This window comes from Neorhizobium puerariae, assembly GCF_042429745.1.
GTDB lineage: Bacteria > Pseudomonadota > Alphaproteobacteria > Rhizobiales > Rhizobiaceae > Neorhizobium > Neorhizobium puerariae.
The window spans coordinates 333,646-353,545 of the sequence record NZ_JBHMAA010000011.1; the positions used below are offsets into that span (position 1 = coordinate 333,646).

A 19,900-nucleotide genomic window follows, 5' to 3' on the forward strand; every position below is an offset into this window, starting at 1 on the left:
CTAGGCCTTCGCCGCCAGCGCCTCGACGAGCCGGGCAAAACCGAGCATGCCGGGATCGTCCATGCCGATGCTTTTCTCGGCGAACATCCGGGCACGGCCGATCCTGCAGGGCTTGTCCCTGAAGGACGCCAGCGTTCGGTTCGCCGCTTCGCAAGCCGCGATCGAAATCTCATCCGCGTCGTCAAGACCGGCGGTGGCGCGAACGACGGCATCGACCGCGTCGAGGACCGTCTTGTCGCCGAGCGATGCGCCGCCGCGCTGGATCATCGCCTCCAGGGCCGCCTGCAGCAAAGGCGACAACTGGGCCCAGGCCACCTCTTCGACGTCTTTCGTCCTTTTCCCGACCGCCAGCAATGCGGTGGCGAAAAGCGTTCCGAGGCTCGACCCGGTCGCGGCCGCCGCCGCCCGCGCAAGCGACTGGAACGCAGCTCCGAGATCGGCGCCGGCCTCGATCCCGGTTTCGGCGAACTTGCCGAGCACGCGGGCGAGCATCACGCCCGTGTCGCCGTCGCCGAGCAGCGAATCCGCCGCGTTCAGCTCGCCTTCCAGAGTGGCCATCCGCGCATTGGCCGTCTTGACCGCCTGACCGAGCGTGTGAACCGTGATGCCGGTCATGCCCGCACCTCCAGGAAGGGGCTGCCGGACGGCGCTCGAAGCAGCCGTTCCAGTTCCTCGTCCAGGAAGCAGAGGCTGATGGAAGCGCCGGCCATTTCCATCGATGTCGCGTAATGCCCCACCAGCGGCTGGACGATCTCCAGGCCATGCGCCTTCAGCGTCCACGCCGCGCGCCGGTAGAGGATCAGCAGTTCCTCGAGCGGGGTCGCGCCGAGGCTGTTCACCAGGATCGAGGTCCTGCCCCGATGCCCGGAGGGGCGCTCGGCCAAAAGCCGCGTCATCATCTCGTCGACGATCTCGTCGGCCGGCTTCATCCTGCTTCGCCAAAGGCCGGGTTCGCCGTGGATGCCCATGCCCATCTCGAATTCATCGTCGGCAAGCTCGAAGGTCGGCCTGGCCGAACCCGGGACCTGGCAGGGCGACAGGGCGATGCCGATCGTCTTCGTCGCCGCGACCGCCTTGCGGGCGGTCCCGGTCACGTCGGCGAGACCGGCATCCTCCTCCGCCCGCGCGCCGGCGATCTTGTAGGCATAGATGATGCCGGCAACGCCGCGGCGTTTGGCGCCCTCTTCCGGAGAGGCGCTGGCGATGTCGTCCGTCCCGAGGACCGTCGTGGTCTCGATCTCGTCTTCGAGGAATTCGCCGGCCATGTCGAAATTCATCCGGTCACCGCCGTAATTGCCGTAAAGGCGAAGCACGCCGGCGCCGCCATCCGCGAGCTTGATCGCCTCGATGCAGCTGTCGACATTCGGGCCTTCGAAGACGTTGCCGATCGAGCAGGTGTCCAGCATTCCCCTGCCGACATAACCGGTGAAAAGCGGCAGATGCCCCGAGCCGCCTCCCGATACGATTCCGACCTTTCCTTTTCTTGCCCCCTCGGCGCGGCAGACGACCCTTTTGGAAGAACCGCCGAGGACAAGACGCGGATGGGCAAGGACAAGTCCTTCCAGAACCTCGTCCACATAGCCTGAGGCCGTGTTCATCAGTTTCTTCATAAATCCTCCAAATTCCGAATAACGGGAATATATTCCATCATTGAGCGCCGCTAGCCACCTGGACCGTCGGGCAGCATCTTGCCCGGGTTCATGATATTGTCCGGATCGAGCGCCAGCTTGATCGCCCGCATGACATCAAGGGCCGCCCCGTGCTCCGCCGCCATGTAGCGCCTCTTGTGCAGGCCTATGCCATGCTCGCCCGTGCAGGTGCCTCCGTAGCGGATCGCCCGCTCGGCGACCCGGGCGGCCAGCGCCTCGGCCCTTGCCGTTTCTTCCGCGTCTTGCGGATCGTGCATGATGCCCAGATGAAAGTTGCCGTCGCCGACATGGCCGACCAGCGGCGCGACCAGACCGCTCTCGCGCACGTCCTCTTTCGTCTCGTTGATACAGGCGGAAAATTCCGAAAGCGGCACGCAGGCGTCGGTTCCCATATTGTCCTTGCCCGGCGCCAGCCATTTGGACGCGTGATAGCAATTGTGCCTCGCCTTCCACAGGAGCGTGCGCTCCTCGGGCCGCTCCGCGTGGCGGAAGAGGTTGCCGTTGAAGGCGAGAGCCAGTTCCTGCATGCCCTCGGCGTCCTCCCGGACGCCGGACGGGCTGCCGTGAAATTCGAGGAACAGCGTCGGCTTTTCCTCAAAACCTTCCAGCCTGGAATACCCGATGCAGCCACGCATCTGGACCTCGTCCAGCAATTCGATGCGGGCCATGCGCAGGCCCGATTGCAGCGCCGTGGTCACCGTGCCGACCGCATCCTCGAACCGTTCGAACTGGCAGGTCGCGGCGACGATCGCCTCCGGCAGGCCCTGAAGCCTGAGCTGGATTTCGGTTATCACCCCGAGCGTGCCCTCGCTTCCCACGTAGAGGCGCGTCAGATCGAGCCCGGCGGAGGACTTCCGCGCCCGCCCGCCGGTCCTGATGACATCGCCGGCCGGGGTGACGACCGTGAGGCCCAGCACGTTCTCGCGCATCGTCCCGTAGCGGACCGCATTGGTTCCGGACGCACGCGTCGCGGCCATGCCGCCGATGGTCGCGTCCGCACCCGGATCGACGGTGAAGAAGAGGCCCCCGGCGCGAAGATGGGCATTGAGCGCCTCGCGCGTCACGCCCGCCTCGACGCGGCAGTCGAGCGCCTCGGCGGAGACCTGCAGAATCCCGTTCATGCGTGTCAGGTCCAGGCTGACACCACCCCGCACGGCCGCCACATGGCCTTCAAGCGACGATCCCGCCCCGAAGGGCACGACCGGGACGAGATGCTTGCGGCAGAGCCTGAGGACGGACGCCACCTGCTCGGTGCTTTCCGCAAAGACCACCGCGTCCGGCATGCCTTTCGCCGTATAGCCTTCGCCATGGCTGTGCTGCTCCCTCAGCGGGAGCGAGAAGGAAACTCTTTCGCCGAGCATGCCGGCAAGTTCGTCCTGGAATGTCTGGTTCACGATGTTCACCTGTCGACGTGATCACGCCCCGAGATAGGTCTGCCGCACATAATCGTTCTCGATCAGGTCGTCGGCGTCTCCGGACAGGGCCACCCGCCCGTTCTCCAGGACATAGCCGCGGTCGGCCACGGACAGGGCGGCATAGGCATTCTGCTCGACGATGAGAACCGTGCGCCCCGTATCGGCGATCCGGCGGATATCCTCGAACATCTCGGTCGTCAGCTTGGGAGAGAGGCCCATGGACGGCTCGTCCAGCAGCAGCACGCGCGGCTGCGCCATCAGGCCGCGCCCGATCGCCAGCATCTGCTGCTCGCCTCCCGACAGGACGCCGCCCAGCAGACCGGATTTCTTCGCCAGGACGGGGAAGAGGTCCAGCACCTCCTCCATGACGCGGCGCGTTCCCTGCCTGTCGTGCCGGCGCGCATAGGACCCGACCTCCAGGTTTTCCCGCACCGTCATCGTGGGGAATATCCGGCGGCGCTGCGGAACGCAGGTGATGCCCTTCCCGACGATCGTCTGGACGCTGTCGCCGGCGATCGGGCGTCCGTCCAGCGTGACGCTGCCGGACGCCGGTTTCACGCGGCCGATGATGACGTTGAGCGTCGTCGACTTGCCCGCCCCGTTGGCGCCGATGACGGCGACGACCTGCCGCTCCCTGACTTCCAGCGACAGATCGAAGAGGATCTGCGCCTTGCCGTAATAGGAGTCGACGTTGGAGAGCTTGAGCATGACCTCGCCGACTTCCGCCGGCGAGCTTTCCGTTACAGACAGCATGGCTGCTCCTTAGGGCAATCCCGGGAAAAGCACGCCGCGCTTTTCATCCGGAATTGCGTAAAAACAACGAGATAGAGCGGTTCTGCGAAAGCTCGACCGCGCTAGAACTTGACGACGGTCAGCAGGGAAGGCTTGCCGTTCTTGATCTCGATGATGTTGGTCTGATGGTTGCAGTCGCCGTTGGCCTCGCACTTGTAGCGCGCCAGGACGCCCTGGGTGTCGATATTGCCGAAAGCCTCCCGGACCTTTGCGGGATCGGTGCTGCCCGCCATCTTGATCGCCTCCGCAGCGAGCTTCACGCTGTCATAGTAGGTGGCGGCGTAGAGTTCCGGCAATTCGCCGTATTTCTTCTGGAACTTCTCGACGAAGGCCTTGACGTTCGGATCGGGATTGGCCGGCAGGAAGTCCGTCGCGCTGATCACACCTTCGCCGGTCGGCCCCGCCAGATTGATGAATGCGGGCTGGCTGAGCGACGTGCTGCCGGCGAACTTGAAGTTCAGCCCGAACTGGCGGGCCTGGCGGACGATCAGGGCCGACTCGTTGTCATGGGTCCACATGATCACCAGTTCCGCGCCGGCGTCGCGCAGGCGGGAGAGCTGGGCGGAGAAATCGGTATCGCCCGCATTGTGGCTCTCGGTCGCGACGGGCGTGATGCCCTTGGTTTTGAGCGCGGCGATCACACGCTCGGCGCCTCCCTTGCCGAAGTCGTCATGGATGGAGATGACGCCGATCTTGTTCGCCTTGAGGTGGTCGAGCGCGTAGGCCACCAGTGCTTCGGCCTGGAGCGTGTCGCTGCCGCGAATGCGGATGACATAATTGCAGTTCTGCGCGGTGACGGGAACGCCGCTGGCCCCGGTGATCGAGATGAGCGAGCCGTTGCAATAGGTTTTCATCGTGGCGAGTTGCGCGACAGAGAAATGGGGACCGAGGACGACCGGCACCTTGGCGACCTCCATCAGCTTGCTCATGGCGTTGAGGGCGGCGTTCGGATTGTCCGCCTGATCGTCCTCGAAGGTCACGGCGAGCTTCTGGCCAAGCACGCCACCCGCGGCATTGATCTCCTCGACGGCCATGTCGACGCCCTGCTTGAAATATTTCCCGAGAAGGGCCCGGGGGCCGGTCATCGGAGCGGAAGCGCCAATGGTGAGATCAGCCGCGCCGGCGCCGCCCGCGAAACCTCCGGCAGCCAGCAGTCCCGCAAGAAGCGCCGCTTTGAAATTCCTGTGCATGTTCATTCCTCTCCTCTCCCTGCAACCGGATGCCGTTCTGACCGGCATGCTCAGGTCGCAATCTCCACGACTTCAGGCCTGCGCTTGCGCTCGACCTTTCCTCCCAGATAGGCATCGATCACGATCGGATCGCGTGCCACGCCTTGGGCAGGGCCCTCGGCGATCTTGTCCCCCAGATTGAGGACAACGATACGGTCACACATGCTGACGACCAGCTTCACCCGGTGCTCGACCACCAGGATCGTCATGCCCTGGTCTCGAAGCTGCTTCAGGATTTCCGCAAGCTCCATGATCAGGCCGCCGCGCAGGCCCGCGCCGGGTTCGTCCAGCAGCAGAAGCCTGGGCTTGTTGACGATCGAGCGCGCCAGTTCGACAAGCCGGCTCTGCCCGAAGGAAAGGTCGCCCGCACGGCGGCCGGCAAGGTGGCGTATACCCATGAGATCGAGCGCCTTCAGCGCGTCGTCGCGCGCCAGTTCCTCGTCGGCCCGCGCCCTGCCGGTGCCGATCGCGCCGGCGAGCACCCTGGCCTGCCGGGTCGCCGGATGGCAGATCATCACGTTTTCGAGCACCGCCATGGAATTCCAGACGCGCACGTTCTGGAAAATGCGCGACACGCCGGCCGCATGCACATCCCAGGCCGGCAGGCCGGAGATGACCTGGCCATCGAGCGCGATCCGCCCCGACGAAACGTTCACGATGCCGGAACAGGCGTTGATCATCGTCGACTTGCCGGAACCGTTAGGACCGATCAGCCCCAGGATTTCCCCGCGCCCGACGTCGAACGACACATCCTTCAGGGCGACGATCCCGCCGAAGGATTTGGAGACGTTCTCGACCTTCAGCAAAGGCTCGGCAGTCCGCGCGAAAGTCCCGGACCCCGCCCGTTCGCGTTCCGTCTTCAGCCGCGCGGCCACCGCCATGGCGCGCCGGTCTTCCTCTTCCAGCGTGACTTCGTCGGAGACGTCCCGCGCCTTCGCCGCGCCCGCTTCGTCACCTTCCTCACCCGGCAGCCAGGGCGCCAGAAGCCAGTCCGCGACGATGCCGAGCCCCTTGGGAACGGTCAGCAGGATCACCACCACGCCGAGGCCGAAGATCGCGAGATAATAGGTCTGGAAATCCCGCAGCGCCTCCGGAAGGCCGATGACGACAAGAGCCCCGAGAAAGGTCCCGCCGATCGACCCGAGCCCGCCGATGACGACCATCAGGAGCAGCTTGATGCTCTCGAAGACCAGGAAATTGTTCGGCGAGATGAAGCCGAACGTCAGCACGAACACACCGCCGGCGATCGCGCCGAAGACGCTGCAGAGCGCAAAGGACATGACCCGCACGGATCGGGAGTTGACGCCCATGGATTCCGCAGCGAGATCGTCGTCGCGGATCGAACGCATCTGCCTTCCGAACGAGGTCCGGTAGATCCGCAGCGCCAGCGCGTATACCAGGACCGTGAGCAGGAAGAGAGGGACATAGAGCTGCTGGGCAATTCCTCCGCCCATGACCGGCAGGCTGAGGGTCGGGATGTCGCGCAGCCCGAACGGACCGCCCGTCAGCCAGGATTCGTTCAGCACCACCAGGCGGAATATCTCGTTGAGACCCAGCGTGGTAATCGCCAGGTAATGGCCCTTGATGCGGGTGCTGACGAGCCCGAGCGCCGCGCCGACCGCGCCGGTGGCGGCAACGGCGACGGGAAGCGCGATCCACCACGGCAGGGCGAGGCCGGTCATCAGCAGGCCGGCGGTATAGGCGCCGAGCCCCATGAACGCCGCCTGGCCGAGCACGACCATCCCGGTTATGCCCGTGGCGATCGTCACGCCGAGCGCGGCAATGGAGTAGATGAAGGCGAGGTTCAGGACCTGCAGCGCATATCCATTGGTCCCGACGAACGGCGGCAGCAGGAAGGCCAGCAGGATCACGGCCAGGATGATCTTTCGCATGCGCATGGAAACAGCCATCGTCGTCCTCCTCAGGCGCGGTCCGCGGAAGCTTCGGGAACGAGGCCTTCCGGGCGGATGAGAAGGAAGACGAGCAGGAGCACGAAGGCGATCGCGTCCTTATAGGTCGACGAGATCGTGAATGCCGCGACATTCTCCCCGAGCCCCAGGATGAGGCCGCCGATGATCGCGCCGGGAATGCTGCCGAAACCGCCGATGATCATGGCGACAAATCCCTTGAGGCCGACCAGCGTCCCGAGTTCGGTCGTCACGAAGAAAAGCGGGGCCAGGAGAATGCCGCCGAGCGCCGACAGGACGCTCGCATAGGCGAAGGTGCCGGCGAGGACCGCGTTCACGGGAATGCCCATGAGCGCCGCTGTTTCCCTGTCCTGCGCCACGGCGCGCATGACCTTGCCGATCATCGTGTAGCGGAGCACCAGATATTGCAGCACCATGACGACGATGACGACGCCGAAGATCAGCAATTGCTGCTTCGATATGCTGACGGAACCGATGGCGATCGTGTCGAAGCTGAACGGACCGTTGTAGAGCAACGGTTCGGGGCCGTAGATGATGCGGGCGCTCTCCTTGAGGAAAAGCCCGAAACCCACGGTCGCGATGATGGCGACGATCGTCCGCTGCTTCTGGAGCCGCGAGAAGACGATGCGCGAAAACGCGGCGCCCAGGCAGGCCATCACCAGCGCCGCAAGCAGTGCCGCGGCAAGGAACGGAAGATGCAGCCGCATGACGAAGGTCGCGACGAAGATGAACGCCCCGAACGTCAGGAATTCGCCGGCGGCAAAATTGACGATGTTCATCGTCTTCCACACGAAGGCGTATCCCAGGGCGACGAGAGCATAGATCGCTCCCATAGCCAAACCGCTGACGACGACCTGTCCGAGCATTCGATTTCCTCCACCAAAGCCTGAGACGACAGCGAAAGCTCATGCGACAAGGCGCCGGCCCTCCCAAAGGCCGGAAACCTGCCCGACACTCCTCACCGCTGATCTTAGGCTCCTCTTAATCCCGAAATGCGGGATTTAATCTCTCATATTTGGAAACCATAGAGAGGGGTACAGGTATTGTCAATTATCGGATGGCCGGGGAAGGCCTGAATCGCGTAAAAAGCAATGCAAAAGTGGAAATCATTTTCCGCATAGCGGGAAATAGGCTTCATTCTCAACCGGACATCCGCAACCCCGGCACGGATTCGGGTCCGAAAAACCCCGAATCCGTTACTTCCGCAGGGAGTGGATTTCCGTCCGGGCGGAAAGGCCGGGCATTGCATCTTCCCCGCGCGTCCCATGGGCGCGCAGGGGTTTTCCGCGGCAGCCTTCCGGGTCGGAGGACTGCTGCTGCGGATCAACGATAATAATAAACGGCTTTGCGGGATAAATCCCCTGCGCTACTCCTCGCGGAAGGCGCGGTTGATCTGGTCGGAGAGCGGTTTCACGAGATAGGAGAGCGCGGTGCGATCCCCGGTCTGGATCAGGGCTTCGGCCGGCATTCCGGGCACGAGCGTCAGCCCGCCGAGCTTCTTCAATTCCTCGTGCGGCAGGGACAGGCGCACGAGATAGTAGGACAGACCCGTGCGCTGGTCCGTCGTGAGGTCGGCGGCGATGCGGCTGACATGGCCGTTGATTTCCGGCGTGGTGCGCAGGTTGAAGGCCGACATGCGCAGGACCGCCTTGTGGCCGAGCTGGATCTGGTCGATGTCCTTCGGCGCGATCTGCACTTCCAGCGCCAGGTCCTCGCCCTCCGGCACGATCAGCATCACCGGATCGGCGGGGCTGACGACGCCGCCCACGGTGTGCACCGAAAGCTGATGCACGACGCCGGATTGCGGCGCGACGATATCGATACGTTTCAGGTTGTCTTCCGCGGCGATCTTGCGCTCGACATATTCGCCCACCTGGGCCTGCACTTCCCTCAGTTCGCGGCCGACCTCGGTTTTCAGGTCCTGATCGATCTGCAGGATCTGCAGCCGCGTCTCGGTGATGCGGCCCGCGACCTGCGCCTGATAGGCGATCTTCTCGCCGCGCTCGCCCCCGAATGTGGCGACCTGCGTCTTCAGGCTGTTGAGGCGCTGGTCCGAGACGATGCCCTGCTCCCGCAGCCCCACCAAGGAGGCGATCTCCCTGTCCAGAACCTCGATGCCCTGCTGATAGGCGGTTTCCTGGGCCTTCAGCCCTTCGATCTCGTGCTCGTACTGGGCGATGCGCTCCATGAGCTGGGATTTCTTCCCCTCCCGCGATTCCTTCCGGAATTCGAACAGCCGCGTTTCGCTGCGGATCGCCGAGGCCACGTCGGGGTCGTCGCCCCGCTCCGTCAGCCGCTCGGGAAAGGCGATCGAGGCGAGATCGTCGCGTTCGGCCTCCAGACGCGCCAGCCGGGCCGAGAGCTCGTCCAGCCGCTTGGAGACGATCGCCAGGTTGGCGCGCGTCTGCGTCGCGTCGAGCCGCATGACGATATCGCCCGCCTTCACCTCGTCGCCCTCGCGCACCAGGATTTCCCCGACGACGCCGCCCGTCGGGTGCTGGACCTTCTTCACGTAGGAATCGACGACGAAATGCCCCGACGCCACGACGGCGCCGGAAAGGTTCGCATACGCGGCCCAGGCGCCGGCGCCGCCGACCATCACGACGCTCGCAAGCAGTCCTGCCAGCAGATGGCGGCGGATGGAGCGGGAAACGTCGCTTCGTGCATCACTGCTTGCCATCTGCTTCCTCCAGCCTGCCGCCGTCCGCCTCCGGACCGCTTCCGTTGCCGTTCGCGCCGTGAGCGGGGCTGGCGACGACGCGCAGCGGCGTCACCGCGGAGCCCGTCGCCGCAAAGCCCTTCGGAGCCGGAACAGGGGTCGGCGATCCCGCCTTGAGAACCCGCGACAGCACTTCGTCGCGCGGCCCGAAGGCCCTCTGCCGCCCGCCTTCCATCATGAGCACGAGATCGACGACGCCGATCGCGCTCGGGCGATGGGCGACGACGACGGCAATCCCCTTCCGCTCGCGCACCGAAGCGATGGCCCGGATCACGGCGGCCTCGCCCTCGGCATCCAGGTTGGCGTTGGGTTCGTCGAGGACGACGAGAAAGGGATCGCGATAGAGCGCGCGCGCCAGGCCGATGCGCTGGCGCTGGCCCGCCGAAAGCGCCGAACCGGCCTCGCCGATCCGGGTCTCATACCCCTGCTCGAAACGCAGGATCAATTCATGAACCCCGGCCGCTTTCGCCGCCGCGACGATCGCCTCCGGGTCCGGCGTCTCCTCGAAGCGGGCGATGTTCTCCGCAATGGTCCCGTCGAAGAGCTCGACGCCCTGCGGCAGGTAGCCGATATGGCTGCCGAGCGCATCGCGATCCCATTGGTCGAGGCTTGCTCCGTCGATGCGAACCTTGCCCGCCGCCGGCATCCACGCGCCGACGATGGCACGGGAAAGCGTCGACTTGCCCGAACCGGACGGCCCGATGATGCCGAGCGCGCTGCCGGCGGGAACGACGAAACCGACGCCCGCCACCGTCGGCTTCTTCTCGCCGGGCGGCACGATGGTCACGGTCTCCACGCGCAGTTCGCTCACGGGCTTCGGAAGCGCCATGGCCGCGCCGCCTTCGGAAATCTTCGCCAGCAGATCCTTGAGGCGCGACCAGCTCTGCCTTGCCATGAGGAACGGCTTCCAGCTTCCGATCGCAAGATCGACGGGCGCAAGCGCGCGGCCCATCATGATCGAGCTGGCGATCATCACGCCGGGGCTGACCTGCTGCTCTATCACCAGCCAGGCGCCAACGCCGAGTATGGCCGATTGCAGCACCATGCGCGAGGTGCGCGAGACCGATCCGAAGGAACCCGCGACGTCCGCCGCGCGGCGGTTGGCGGCAAGATAACGGAGGTTGACCTGCAGCCATCTGTTTTCGAGACGGTTCTGCAATCCGAGCGCCCGGACCACCTCGGCATTGCGGCGCGCGGCCTCGATCGTCGCATTGCGCGCCGTCCCCTGGGCCGTCGCCTCCCGCGTGGGGCCGACCGACAGGCGGTCGGTGACAAGGGTGATGGCAAGCAGCACGACCGCCCCGATCAGGGCCGTCATGCCGATCCAGAAGTGGAAAAGGAAGCAGATGCCGAGATAGAGGGGCATCCACGGCAGGTCGAAAAAGACCGTCGGCCCCTGGCCGGACAGATATCCGCGTATATTGTCGAGATCGCGCAGCGGCTGCAGCCCGTCGCCCGGCATGCGGGTTTCCAGCGGCAGGCGGACGACCGCATTGTAGACCCGACCGGAAAGCTGGTGGTCGAAGCTTTCGCCGATGCGCAGGAGCACCCGCGAACGGATGATCTCCAGCATGGACTGAAAGGCGTAGAGGGCAATCGCCAGGGCGGCGAGAGCGACGAGCGTCGGCAGGCTGCCGCTGGCGAGAACCCGGTCATACACCTGAAGCATGAACAGCGGCGAGGTCAGCGCCAGCACGTTCACGACGCCGCTGATCAGGGCTATCCCAACGATCGCCGGCCTGGAGGCCGGGACAACCGCCGCAGCCTTGAGCCGCGACGGTGCCTGCTTGGATGTTCCGAACAAATTTCACTTCCGTGTGTTCAAGCAACGAATTCGAAATTGCCGGCAACCAGATTGGTCTTGGTGACGCCGACGAGCGTGACTTCACCGAGCGAGCCGAGATCAATCACGGTGTTCGAACCGACCTGGGTCGCGGCGGCATACACTTCCGCAAAGGTGTCGAACGCCGTGCTTTGAAGCGCAAAGCGAAGGAAATCGCCGCTCGCGCCCGCGGTGAACCCGGTCACAGTATCTTCACCGATCGATGCTGACAATGCGCCGTCGATATCACGATCGAAGACGAAGCGGTCGCGGCCGGCGCCGCCGTTCAGCGTGTCGTTCCCGTCGAAGCTGTAGAGCCAATCATTTCCGGTGGTGCCGTTCTGGACGGTTCCGACCTCGCCGAGATAGTCGAAGAGGCCTGGCTGGGTTCCCGTGGTGGTCGTGATCCCCGTGAAGCTCGCCAGCGGATTGGTGGCTGCGTTCTGGTTGTGCGTCAGCGTATAGATGGCGCCGGTGAACGAACCCGAGGGCGCGACCCCGCCAAGATCGATGGACAGATCGGTGTTGGTCAGATTGAAGCCGGACGCCGCCGACCCCGTCAGGTCCCTGCCGAAGTCGAGACTATCCACCGTGCCGGCGAAACCACCCGGAGGAACATAGGAGAAGTCGCCCTCCAGGATGACACCCCGGCTTCCGGCCGTCCCTACATTGCCGCCGGCCCATTCGTCGTAGGGCGCAGCCGTCGGGCTGAAGGCCCCGTTTCCGACGTAGTTGAGATTCTGGGCCCATGCACTCAGATATCCCACGAGATTGGCACTTGCGCTCGTTAGATTGATGGTCGCAACCATAACAACTCTCCTTGGTTGTTGGTATTTGCTCGCCAGGCATCAGGCCTGGTGCCGCGGGTTTCTCCCACGACAATCCGTTTCGTCCGTCTCCTTCATCTTTCACCTCTAGAATTTGACGTTGAGGGCGATCGTCGCCGTCCGCCCCGGTGCGGGATAGGCAAATGTTCCAAGCGCGGGCACATAGGCTTCGTCGGTGAGATTGTTCACCGCGAACCTGAGCTTGGCGTTTTCGGAAAAACTGTAGGAACCGTAGAGATCGTAGACCGTGTAGGCTTCCGTCCGATAATTTCCGGCGAGTTGCCCGACCGTTGGCGCCGCGTCCCCGACATGCGTGATGCGTCCGCCGAGGACCAGTTTCTCGTCGAAAAACCGCACGCCCGCATCGAGGGTGAACTTGTCTTCCGGAGGAACGAAGAGAACCGAGGGAACGGCGGGATTTTCTCCGGGCAAAGGACTTCCGGGACCATCGGTCGGGCCGGAGAATGTGTATGTATCGGCAAAATCCGTCTTCAGATGCGTATACGAGGCGCCGATATAGTAGCTGCCGGCGTCGTAGCTGGCCTCCAGTTCGAAGCCGCGCATCGTCGTGTCGCCGTCGAGATTGACGTTGGTGAAGTAGTATCGCTCCAGCGGCGCGAAATAGGTCCGGCCGAGAGATATATAATCCTCGATATCGCGATGGAAATAGACCGCCTTGATACGCAGGCTGTCGCCTCCCGAGAGAAGATTGTCTTGTGAGAAATTGGCGCCGGCCTCCCAGGTCCTGCCCTTCTCGGGCTTCAGGTACGGGTTCGGCGCATTCTCGACAGGAAATAGGTTGGGATGGCCGCCGGAGATCAGCGTTTCCATGACGGATGGCGGGCGGTAGCTTTCGGAGTAACTGACGAAAGGCTGAAATCCCTCGAAGGGCTTCACCGCCACTGTCAGGGACGGAAGAAACGCGCCTCCCGATTTATCCACATCCACCCGCTGTTGAACATTTTCCCCGCCTCCATAGACGGGCTCAACGTCCCACCAGAAGCATTCACCGTTCTCCTCGTACCCGCAGACTCCGGGGGTTACGACGTAAACGGGGGCGATCCCGCTAACAAGCGTATGCCCCTTCAGATTGTAGTAGTCATAACGCAACCCACCCTTGATTTCGAGCCAGTCCTCATGCTCCAGCGTGGCATTGAGGAAGCCGCTTGCCATGGACCGCCGGCCGCTCGGATTTGAACCTTTGAAGCCATAGGACCAATCCGTCCCGTCGTCGTTTATCATCGGTGGCGTCTTGGTTTCGCCGTCGTCGGTAAATGCCTCGGCGCCATAGTTCAGGCTCAGGGCTCCAAGCGGTGTGTCAAAGCGGCTGGTGTTTTCGAGGCTGCCGCCATAACTCGTCATGCCGTAGGAAATGGCCTGCCTGATCTCGTAATCCCTGATCTCGTCATTGGTGATCTTGTTGAACCAGAGGCGTCCCTTGAGGTCCACAAGGTCCGAATCCGGGTCCCACCGGAAAGACGAGGTGACGGTGTTGTTGAGGAAATCCTGTTCGTCGCCGCGCAGCCTGTCGCTTTCGCCAAGGCCGGTCAGGCCACCCTGCTTCGATTCCGTGTCGTTGCGGAGCCAGCTGAGATCGAAGGTGAAGTCGTCCGAGGGAGAGCCTTCGATCTTGAGCAGGCTTCCGAATGTCTCGAGACCGGAGAAGACCATGCTTCCATCGACATTGGTCGTCGAGCCGTCGAACAGCAGCACCGATCCGTTCTTGCCGATGTCGTAGTCGCCGATGCGCTTGCGGCTGAGGCCGGCAAGCACGGAAAAATCGTCCGAAAGCTTGACCGCGCCCATCACCGAGCCATTGAAGAAATAGGCGTTCGTACCCGTCTCCGCGTTGAGCTCGGCACCCCATTTCTCACCCGGCCTGATGATGTCGTCGGCGGTCACCGTCCTGAAGTTCACCGCGCCGCCGAGCGAGCCCGCGCCGCCGACGCCCGGCACCGCGCCCTTTTCCACCTCCACGGCGCGGATGAACGAGGTGTCGACATAGACGCGCTGGCTCGCGCCGTGACCCGCCCGCTGAAAATCCTGCCGTGCGCCGTCGATGGTCGTGGTGACGCGGTTCTGGTCCTGCAGGCCGCGGACATTGACGCTGATGCCCGGGTTCTGCGCTTCCGAGCGGTTGGTGTTCACGCCCGCCACCGTGTCGAGGACGTCGTTGGCGTTGCGCGCCGCCCGGTTCTGGATCGCCTCGCGCGAGACGACGCTGACGCTTGCCGGCTCCTCGTAGACCCAGTCCGGCGTCCCCTGATAGCCGGACCCGATATTGGCGTTGCGGCCGGTCTTGCCGGTCAGGACGATCGGATCGAGCGTCGTCTCCTCATTTCCGGATGGCACGTTTCCGACGGACTGCCGCACGCCGATGATGGCGGCGCGATTGCTCGTGAACTGGTAGCCGATGCCCGTGCCGTTCAGCATCTGCGCCAGCGCCTGCCGGGGCGTCAGCCGGCCCCTGACCGCATTGACGGTCACATTGCCGGCCGCGCCGCCGGAGGCCTGGGTGATCTGGATTCCCGACTGGCGGTTGAACGCCGAAAGCGCGCTGGAAAGCGGCTGCTGGCGGATATCGAAATCCCGCGCCGCGCTCTCGCCCGATGTCTGCCGCGCATCGCCTGCAGGCGCCGACTGCGCCGCGGCATTCTGCGCCCCCAGGAGAACCGCGACCGCCGTCGTCGTCCATAGGAGGACGTATTTCGCCCTCTCCTGCCCCTGCTGATTTCCGTTCCTGCGAACCGCCCCGAATGCCATAACGCCCCGACTTCTCCTGATCGCCGGCACCACTCCCTCCGGGTGCCTTCGACCGATAGACAAACTGGGTTCGTCAGATTTTCAGGAAAATTCCGGCACTTCCCCTAAATCATGATTTTTATTGTCATATTTTTTAGAAGCGGGAAACGACCCGCAGATAACCCGACACCTTGCGGACCTTGCCGCCATAGGGATCGACAAGCGCACCCAGCGCCTGGTCGGGCGCGGTGAGGTCATAGATGCCCGTCACCTTCTGTTGCGCCAGGGCCCGGTCCGGAACGGAAATCCAGGCCGGATGGTAACGCTGGATCTGTTCGATGACCGATTCGACCGTCTGGTCGACCACGTAAAGCCGCCCGTCCCGCCAGGCGCCTATATCCGCCACCGCGATGTTCGAACGGGTCAGTTCGCCTGTCGCGCGGTCGAGCATCACCACGTCGCCGGGGGCAAGCGCGCGCTCCGCGACCTTGCCCGCCACGCTTGCCGACGCTTTCACGATGCCCCGCGCAAGGGCGACTTCCGTCGTGTCGCCGCCGATCCGGACATCGAATGCCGTGCCCAGAACCTCCACCTTCAGCCCGCCGCCATCGACGACGAAGGGACGGGACACGTCGCGCGCCACGTCGAAATAGGCTTCGCCCTCCAGCAAGGCCACCTGCCGCCCGGAGGCGGAGAAGGCGACGGAAATCGCGCTGTCCGGGGCAAGCAGGACCGTGCTGCCATCCTCAAGGGTGACGTTCCGGCTCTCCGCCGTCGACGTCTGGTAATCGGCCTGCAAGCCCAGCAGGATCGCAGGCCCGGCAAGGGCCGCTAGACAGAGGCTTATTCCGGCGGCGACCGCCGCGCCGATCGCGCGCGGCGCGATACCGCCACGGGACGCCCGCCGCCGGGTCTTTGGCGCCGCAACCCTGGCCCGTGGCCTCCCCGCCTCGCCCGCCGCCTGCCACATCCGGCAGGTCTCCTGCCATTCCCGGCGATGGTCGGGCGAGCGCAGAACCCATTCCTCGAAACCGGAACGCACCTGCGGATCGTCCGGATTCTCGCGGATGCGTATCAACCAGTCCGTCGCCTCCTCGGAGAGGGAGGCCCTGTCAGGGTCGAGGATCATATCGGTCTGCTCTTCGAACGCGTGCCACGCGCATCATTCTCCCGTTCATTGCCTATAGACAATCGAATGAGGCGGAATTTTCAGGAAAACCGCAAGGGTCCGGCGAGATATGGCGATTTTCATGTCCGCCGCTGCATCTGTTGCTTGATCGCGGCCATCGCATCCTTCAGCAGGCGATGTGCAGTGGGTATGGAAATATCGAGCGCCTCGGCGATCTGCTTCAGCGTCAGACCGTCGAAACGGTACATTTCCATCGCAAGCCTTGCCTTTTCCGGCAAGGCTTGCAGCGCTTCCGCCGCCGCATGGACCTGCTCGCGGAACATCAGGTCGCCTTCGGGGGTTTCGACCGGCTGGGGCAATGCCCACCAGGGAATGTCGTCCGAATGCACGGCATTCTCCCGTTTCCTGCGGGACCGTTTGTTGAAGGACAGGTTGCGGACGATCCGGAAAAGATACGCTTTCGGGGGAAGAGGTGCTTCCGGGGAAACCGGCACGAACCGGAAATAGGCATCCTGAACCACATCCTCCGCCTCCTCCCGCGAACCGAGCAGAGGCGTCGCGTATTCGATAAGCGCTTTGCGATTCTGTTGGTACATTTCGTACCGCTCGTCTTTTTTCCCGACGCTCATCAAGTCACTTGGTACCGCTTTGCCAAGATATTCGCCCGGACCGGCATCCGGATCTCAATCAAATCCGCCGCACCGGAGCCGCGGCGACGCGACCTATATCATGCCGAGACCTTCTGGCAAACAAACATGACTATAACTATCATGTTAAAAACATGGGAATGCGTAGGCAGTTTCCAGCCGGGGTTATCGGCGAAACGTCGCAACGGAAGCCGCACAAAAAGAACCGGCAGGCCGAAGACCCGCCGGTTCTCTCGGGAGGAAATGATGTCTGGTCAGGTCAGCGCAGGCTGCCGGCAGCGCGCCTTTTCTCGTCCTTCATGAAGGCGATATCGCCGACGACGCGCACGCGCACGCGTCTGGCATCACCCGGCAGGTAGGCGATCGGAATGTCTTCCGTGTCGAGCGTGACGATCGTTTCGGGCGCCGCGCCGGCTTCGACGGCCCGCTCGCGTGCAATGCGGTCGGCCTCGGCGATGGCCTTGTCGCGCGACATGCCGGAGAAGACCTGGTCTACTTCGCCGGAGACCTGCGCCATGGCGGCGCCGAGCGCGTTGGCGACGCCGGCATGCTCGACGCGCAGCACTTCGCTGGCGCCCTTCAGCTTTTCCGGGATCAGGAAGGCGCCGCCGCCCACCGCGATCAGGCTCACGCCTTCGGCCGAGGTCTTCATCCGGTCGACGCCGTCCTCCACCATCGCCTCGACCCGTTTCAGGAGGTCGGCCACAAGCGCCTTGTCGAGATGCTTGACCCGGTCGCGGTCGCCGATCTCGACGAGACCGGCCGCAACCGCGACGTCCGTCGTGGTCAGCGTGTCGCCGCCGAAGACGAGCGCCTTCTCGGTGATGCGGTAGCCGACCGAGCGCGGGCCGACCTTGCGGGTTTCCGGATCGATGATCGTGCCGCCGCCGAGCGCCATCGGCAGAAGGTCCGGCATGCGGAACAGCGTGCGCACGCCGCCGACTTCGACGACATTGTTGGCTTCGCGCGGAAAACCGCCGACCAGGCAGCCGATATCCGAGGTCGTGCCGCCGACGTCGATGACCATCGCCTCCTTGAGGCCGGTCAGGAAGGCAGCGCCGCGCATGGAGTTGGTGGGGCCGGACGCGAAGCTGTAGACCGGATTTGCGGCCGCCACGTCGGCCAGCACCACCGTGCCGTCGTTCTGGGTCAGGTAGAACGGCGCGTCGACGCCCGCCTTCAGCAGCGCATCCTTGAAGGCGTCGATCGTCTTGCGGCCGAGCCCCTGAAGCGCCGCGTTGAGCAGCGTGACGTTCTCGCGCTCCAGGAGGCCGATGCGGCCGAGCGTATGGGAGAGCGTGATGCGGGCGTTCGGGATGACCGAGCGGACGATCTCGGCGGCTTCCAGCTCGCATTCGGCCGTCAGCGGCGAGAAGAGCGCCGTGATGCCGACCGAATCGATGCCCGCGTCGCGAATCTTCATCGCCGCATCGCGCACTTCTTCCCGGTCGAGCGGCACCAGCGGACGGCCGTCATATTCGTGGCCGCCATGCACCATGAAGGACAGCGGATCGACGGCGTCCCGCAGCTCGTCCGGCCAGTCGATCATTGGCGGCAGGGAAGCGCCGGCCGGCATGGCGATGCGGATCGCCGCGACCCGGTCGAGGCGGGCGCGCTCGACGACCGCGTTGGTGAAGTGGGTCGTGCCGATCATCACGGCATCGACCGGCGAAGCGCCCGGCGCCTGCGCGGCGACGACATGGCCGATGGCGTTCACCACGCCCTGCATCACATCGGCGGTGGTGGGAAACTTGATGGCCGAGAGAACCTTCTCGCCATCGATGAGCACGGCATCCGTATTGGTGCCGCCGACGTCAATTCCGATCCGCTTCATGCTGCAAACACCGATTTGAAATCCAGGTCATATCCGAAGGCGCGGGGGCCGACATGCTCCAGGCCCTTGGGGCTCGTCAGTACGTCCGGCGCGGGCAGCGCCACGACGGTCACGCGCTGGCCGTAGCGCACCGTCTCCGTGCCGATCGCCTCGCCCGAAACGGTATCGAGCAGGCAGATCAGGTCCGGCGTCATGGCGATCGGCTGGCCGTCGCGGAAGGCGACCGCCCATTCGTTCTGGAAGGCGAGCTCCACCTTCGAGCCGCGGTCGCCGTCGAGACCCTCGATCATCGCCGAGCCGCGCAGGAAACCGCCGGTCGTGGTGCGATCGACGTCGGCGATCTTGCCCTTGAAGAGCACCTTGCCGCCCTCATGGGAGAGAACGGCGTCCACCGGATCGGTATGGGCCGCACGGGCGTCGAGCACGGCGCGGCCAAGGCTGACGGCCTTGGTGACCGTGTAGAGCACGCCCCATTCCTTGACTTCCTTGCCGGTGCGCGGCGCCTTGCAGGTGGCGGACGTCGAGCCGACCTCCGTGCAGATCTTGCGGGAGATGCGCTCCATCCACTTCCAGGATGCGGCCTTGGCGACGATCGCCTCGTTGTCGCGGCAGTCGACCAGCGTCAGCGGATACATCGGCAGGTCGCCGATCGCGAAACTCGTCATCTGCGCTTCCGGATAGGCCCGACCCATGGCGTCGGCATCGACGACGGGGATGTCCAGCATGGCGGCCGCGAGGAACGGCGAAAGCGCATTGCCGCCGCCGATCTCGACGCTCATCACGGCGCGGAACCTGCGGCCGGTATATTCCTCCATGAGCTGCATGGCGCGGGCAAGATGGGCAGGATCGACAAGGCGTTCCTGACCGACCAGCGGCGCGCCCATTTTCGAGACCACCGCGACCGCATCGCCGTCGTCGAGCGCCTTCGGATCGATGAGCTTGACGCGCTTGCCCTCCTTGTAGAGCTTTTTCAGGTTGAGCTGCGCCAGATAGGGACTGCCGCCACCGCCGGTGCCGAGAATCCACGCGCCAACGGCAAGCGGATCGATCTCGCCCGCTTCGAAATCACGGATCATGTTTACCTCCGAAGAATGTGCTAGAACCTAGCCATGACTGAGGAATTATGCCTATAGGGGACTGCCCCTAGAATGAGCTTGCCCGCATTTT

General features: G+C 64.3%; 15 protein-coding genes. All 15 read right to left on the reverse strand.

The features are described 5' to 3' along the window. Nucleotides 1-615: a dihydroxyacetone kinase subunit L gene (locus ACFFP0_RS10285; RefSeq protein WP_377259998.1), complete on the reverse strand. Its 615-nt coding sequence runs from the start codon at nucleotides 613-615 to the stop codon at nucleotides 1-3. Continuing rightward, entirely contained in the window at nucleotides 612-1,610 is a 999-nt protein-coding gene (locus ACFFP0_RS10290) for a dihydroxyacetone kinase subunit DhaK (protein ID WP_377260001.1), read from the reverse strand. Before ACFFP0_RS10290 ends, ACFFP0_RS10285 begins: the two co-directional genes overlap by 4 nt. Nucleotides 1,611-1,660: 50 nt before the next feature. Further along, nucleotides 1,661-3,043: an FAD-binding oxidoreductase gene (locus tag ACFFP0_RS10295; protein WP_377260004.1), complete on the reverse strand. Its 1,383-nt coding sequence runs from the start codon at nucleotides 3,041-3,043 to the stop codon at nucleotides 1,661-1,663. Between the two features lie 21 nt (nucleotides 3,044-3,064). Then, nucleotides 3,065-3,817 carry an ABC transporter ATP-binding protein gene (locus ACFFP0_RS10300; protein WP_377260007.1) on the reverse strand — a complete coding sequence of 251 codons (753 nt, stop codon included), beginning with the start codon at nucleotides 3,815-3,817 and terminating at the stop codon, nucleotides 3,065-3,067. A 101-nt stretch (nucleotides 3,818-3,918) separates the two neighbouring features. Further along, entirely contained in the window at nucleotides 3,919-5,046 is a 1,128-nt protein-coding gene (locus ACFFP0_RS10305; protein ID WP_377260010.1) for an ABC transporter substrate-binding protein, read from the reverse strand. A 50-nt stretch (nucleotides 5,047-5,096) separates the two neighbouring features. Continuing rightward, nucleotides 5,097-6,995, reverse strand: coding sequence for a branched-chain amino acid ABC transporter ATP-binding protein/permease (locus ACFFP0_RS10310; protein WP_377260013.1), 1,899 nt, complete (start codon nucleotides 6,993-6,995; stop codon nucleotides 5,097-5,099). Nucleotides 6,996-7,006: 11 nt separating this feature from the next. Continuing rightward, entirely contained in the window at nucleotides 7,007-7,879 is an 873-nt protein-coding gene (locus ACFFP0_RS10315) for a branched-chain amino acid ABC transporter permease (RefSeq protein ID WP_377260016.1), read from the reverse strand. Nucleotides 7,880-8,379: 500 nt separating this feature from the next. Further along, a complete protein-coding gene (locus tag ACFFP0_RS10320) occupies nucleotides 8,380-9,693 on the reverse strand; it encodes an HlyD family type I secretion periplasmic adaptor subunit (RefSeq protein ID WP_377260019.1) in 1,314 nt (437 codons plus the stop codon). Continuing rightward, the gene (locus ACFFP0_RS10325) at nucleotides 9,680-11,536 is read right to left on the reverse strand and encodes a type I secretion system permease/ATPase (RefSeq protein ID WP_377260022.1); all 1,857 of its coding nucleotides are present in this window, start codon (nucleotides 11,534-11,536) and stop codon (nucleotides 9,680-9,682) included. The genes ACFFP0_RS10320 and ACFFP0_RS10325 overlap by 14 nt, the downstream gene beginning before the upstream one ends. Before the next feature lie 17 nt (nucleotides 11,537-11,553). Next, on the reverse strand, nucleotides 11,554-12,363 hold the full coding sequence (locus tag ACFFP0_RS10330) for a calcium-binding protein (protein ID WP_377260025.1): 810 nt from the start codon (nucleotides 12,361-12,363) through the stop codon (nucleotides 11,554-11,556). A 105-nt stretch (nucleotides 12,364-12,468) separates the two neighbouring features. After that, nucleotides 12,469-15,144 (reverse strand): TonB-dependent receptor, encoded by a 2,676-nt coding sequence (locus ACFFP0_RS10335; RefSeq protein WP_377260029.1) that lies wholly within the window; start codon nucleotides 15,142-15,144, stop codon nucleotides 12,469-12,471. A gap of 133 nt (nucleotides 15,145-15,277) precedes the next feature. After that, a complete protein-coding gene (locus ACFFP0_RS10340) occupies nucleotides 15,278-16,252 on the reverse strand; it encodes a FecR family protein (protein WP_377260032.1) in 975 nt (324 codons plus the stop codon). 119 nt (nucleotides 16,253-16,371) lie between these two features. Continuing rightward, a complete protein-coding gene (locus tag ACFFP0_RS10345) occupies nucleotides 16,372-16,848 on the reverse strand; it encodes an RNA polymerase sigma factor (protein ID WP_377260034.1) in 477 nt (158 codons plus the stop codon). A 310-nt stretch (nucleotides 16,849-17,158) separates the two neighbouring features. Then, nucleotides 17,159-18,733: a hydantoinase/oxoprolinase N-terminal domain-containing protein gene (locus ACFFP0_RS10350; protein WP_377260036.1), complete on the reverse strand. Its 1,575-nt coding sequence runs from the start codon at nucleotides 18,731-18,733 to the stop codon at nucleotides 17,159-17,161. Further along, entirely contained in the window at nucleotides 18,730-19,809 is a 1,080-nt protein-coding gene (locus ACFFP0_RS10355) for an S-methyl thiohydantoin desulfurase family protein (protein WP_377260038.1), read from the reverse strand. The genes ACFFP0_RS10350 and ACFFP0_RS10355 overlap by 4 nt, the downstream gene beginning before the upstream one ends. Between the last annotated feature and the right edge of the window lie 91 nt (nucleotides 19,810-19,900).

What these genes read in the sequence shown, in the direction of transcription:
- ACFFP0_RS10285 (WP_377259998.1), bottom strand. Translation starts at nt 615, where the DNA reads ATGACCGGCATCACGGTTCACACGCTCGGTCAGGCGGTCAAGACGGCC.
- ACFFP0_RS10290 (WP_377260001.1), bottom strand. Translation starts at nt 1,610, where the DNA reads ATGAAGAAACTGATGAACACGGCCTCAGGCTATGTGGACGAGGTTCTG.
- ACFFP0_RS10300 (WP_377260007.1), bottom strand. Translation starts at nt 3,817, where the DNA reads ATGCTGTCTGTAACGGAAAGCTCGCCGGCGGAAGTCGGCGAGGTCATG.
- ACFFP0_RS10305 (WP_377260010.1), bottom strand. Translation starts at nt 5,046, where the DNA reads ATGCACAGGAATTTCAAAGCGGCGCTTCTTGCGGGACTGCTGGCTGCC.
- ACFFP0_RS10310 (WP_377260013.1), bottom strand. Translation starts at nt 6,995, where the DNA reads ATGGCTGTTTCCATGCGCATGCGAAAGATCATCCTGGCCGTGATCCTG.
- ACFFP0_RS10315 (WP_377260016.1), bottom strand. Translation starts at nt 7,879, where the DNA reads ATGCTCGGACAGGTCGTCGTCAGCGGTTTGGCTATGGGAGCGATCTAT.
- ACFFP0_RS10320 (WP_377260019.1), bottom strand. Translation starts at nt 9,693, where the DNA reads ATGGCAAGCAGTGATGCACGAAGCGACGTTTCCCGCTCCATCCGCCGC.
- ACFFP0_RS10330 (WP_377260025.1), bottom strand. Translation starts at nt 12,363, where the DNA reads ATGGTTGCGACCATCAATCTAACGAGCGCAAGTGCCAATCTCGTGGGA.
- ACFFP0_RS10335 (WP_377260029.1), bottom strand. Translation starts at nt 15,144, where the DNA reads ATGGCATTCGGGGCGGTTCGCAGGAACGGAAATCAGCAGGGGCAGGAG.
- ACFFP0_RS10340 (WP_377260032.1), bottom strand. Translation starts at nt 16,252, where the DNA reads ATGATCCTCGACCCTGACAGGGCCTCCCTCTCCGAGGAGGCGACGGAC.
- ACFFP0_RS10345 (WP_377260034.1), bottom strand. Translation starts at nt 16,848, where the DNA reads ATGTACCAACAGAATCGCAAAGCGCTTATCGAATACGCGACGCCTCTG.
- ACFFP0_RS10350 (WP_377260036.1), bottom strand. Translation starts at nt 18,733, where the DNA reads ATGAAGCGGATCGGAATTGACGTCGGCGGCACCAATACGGATGCCGTG.
- ACFFP0_RS10355 (WP_377260038.1), bottom strand. Translation starts at nt 19,809, where the DNA reads ATGATCCGTGATTTCGAAGCGGGCGAGATCGATCCGCTTGCCGTTGGC.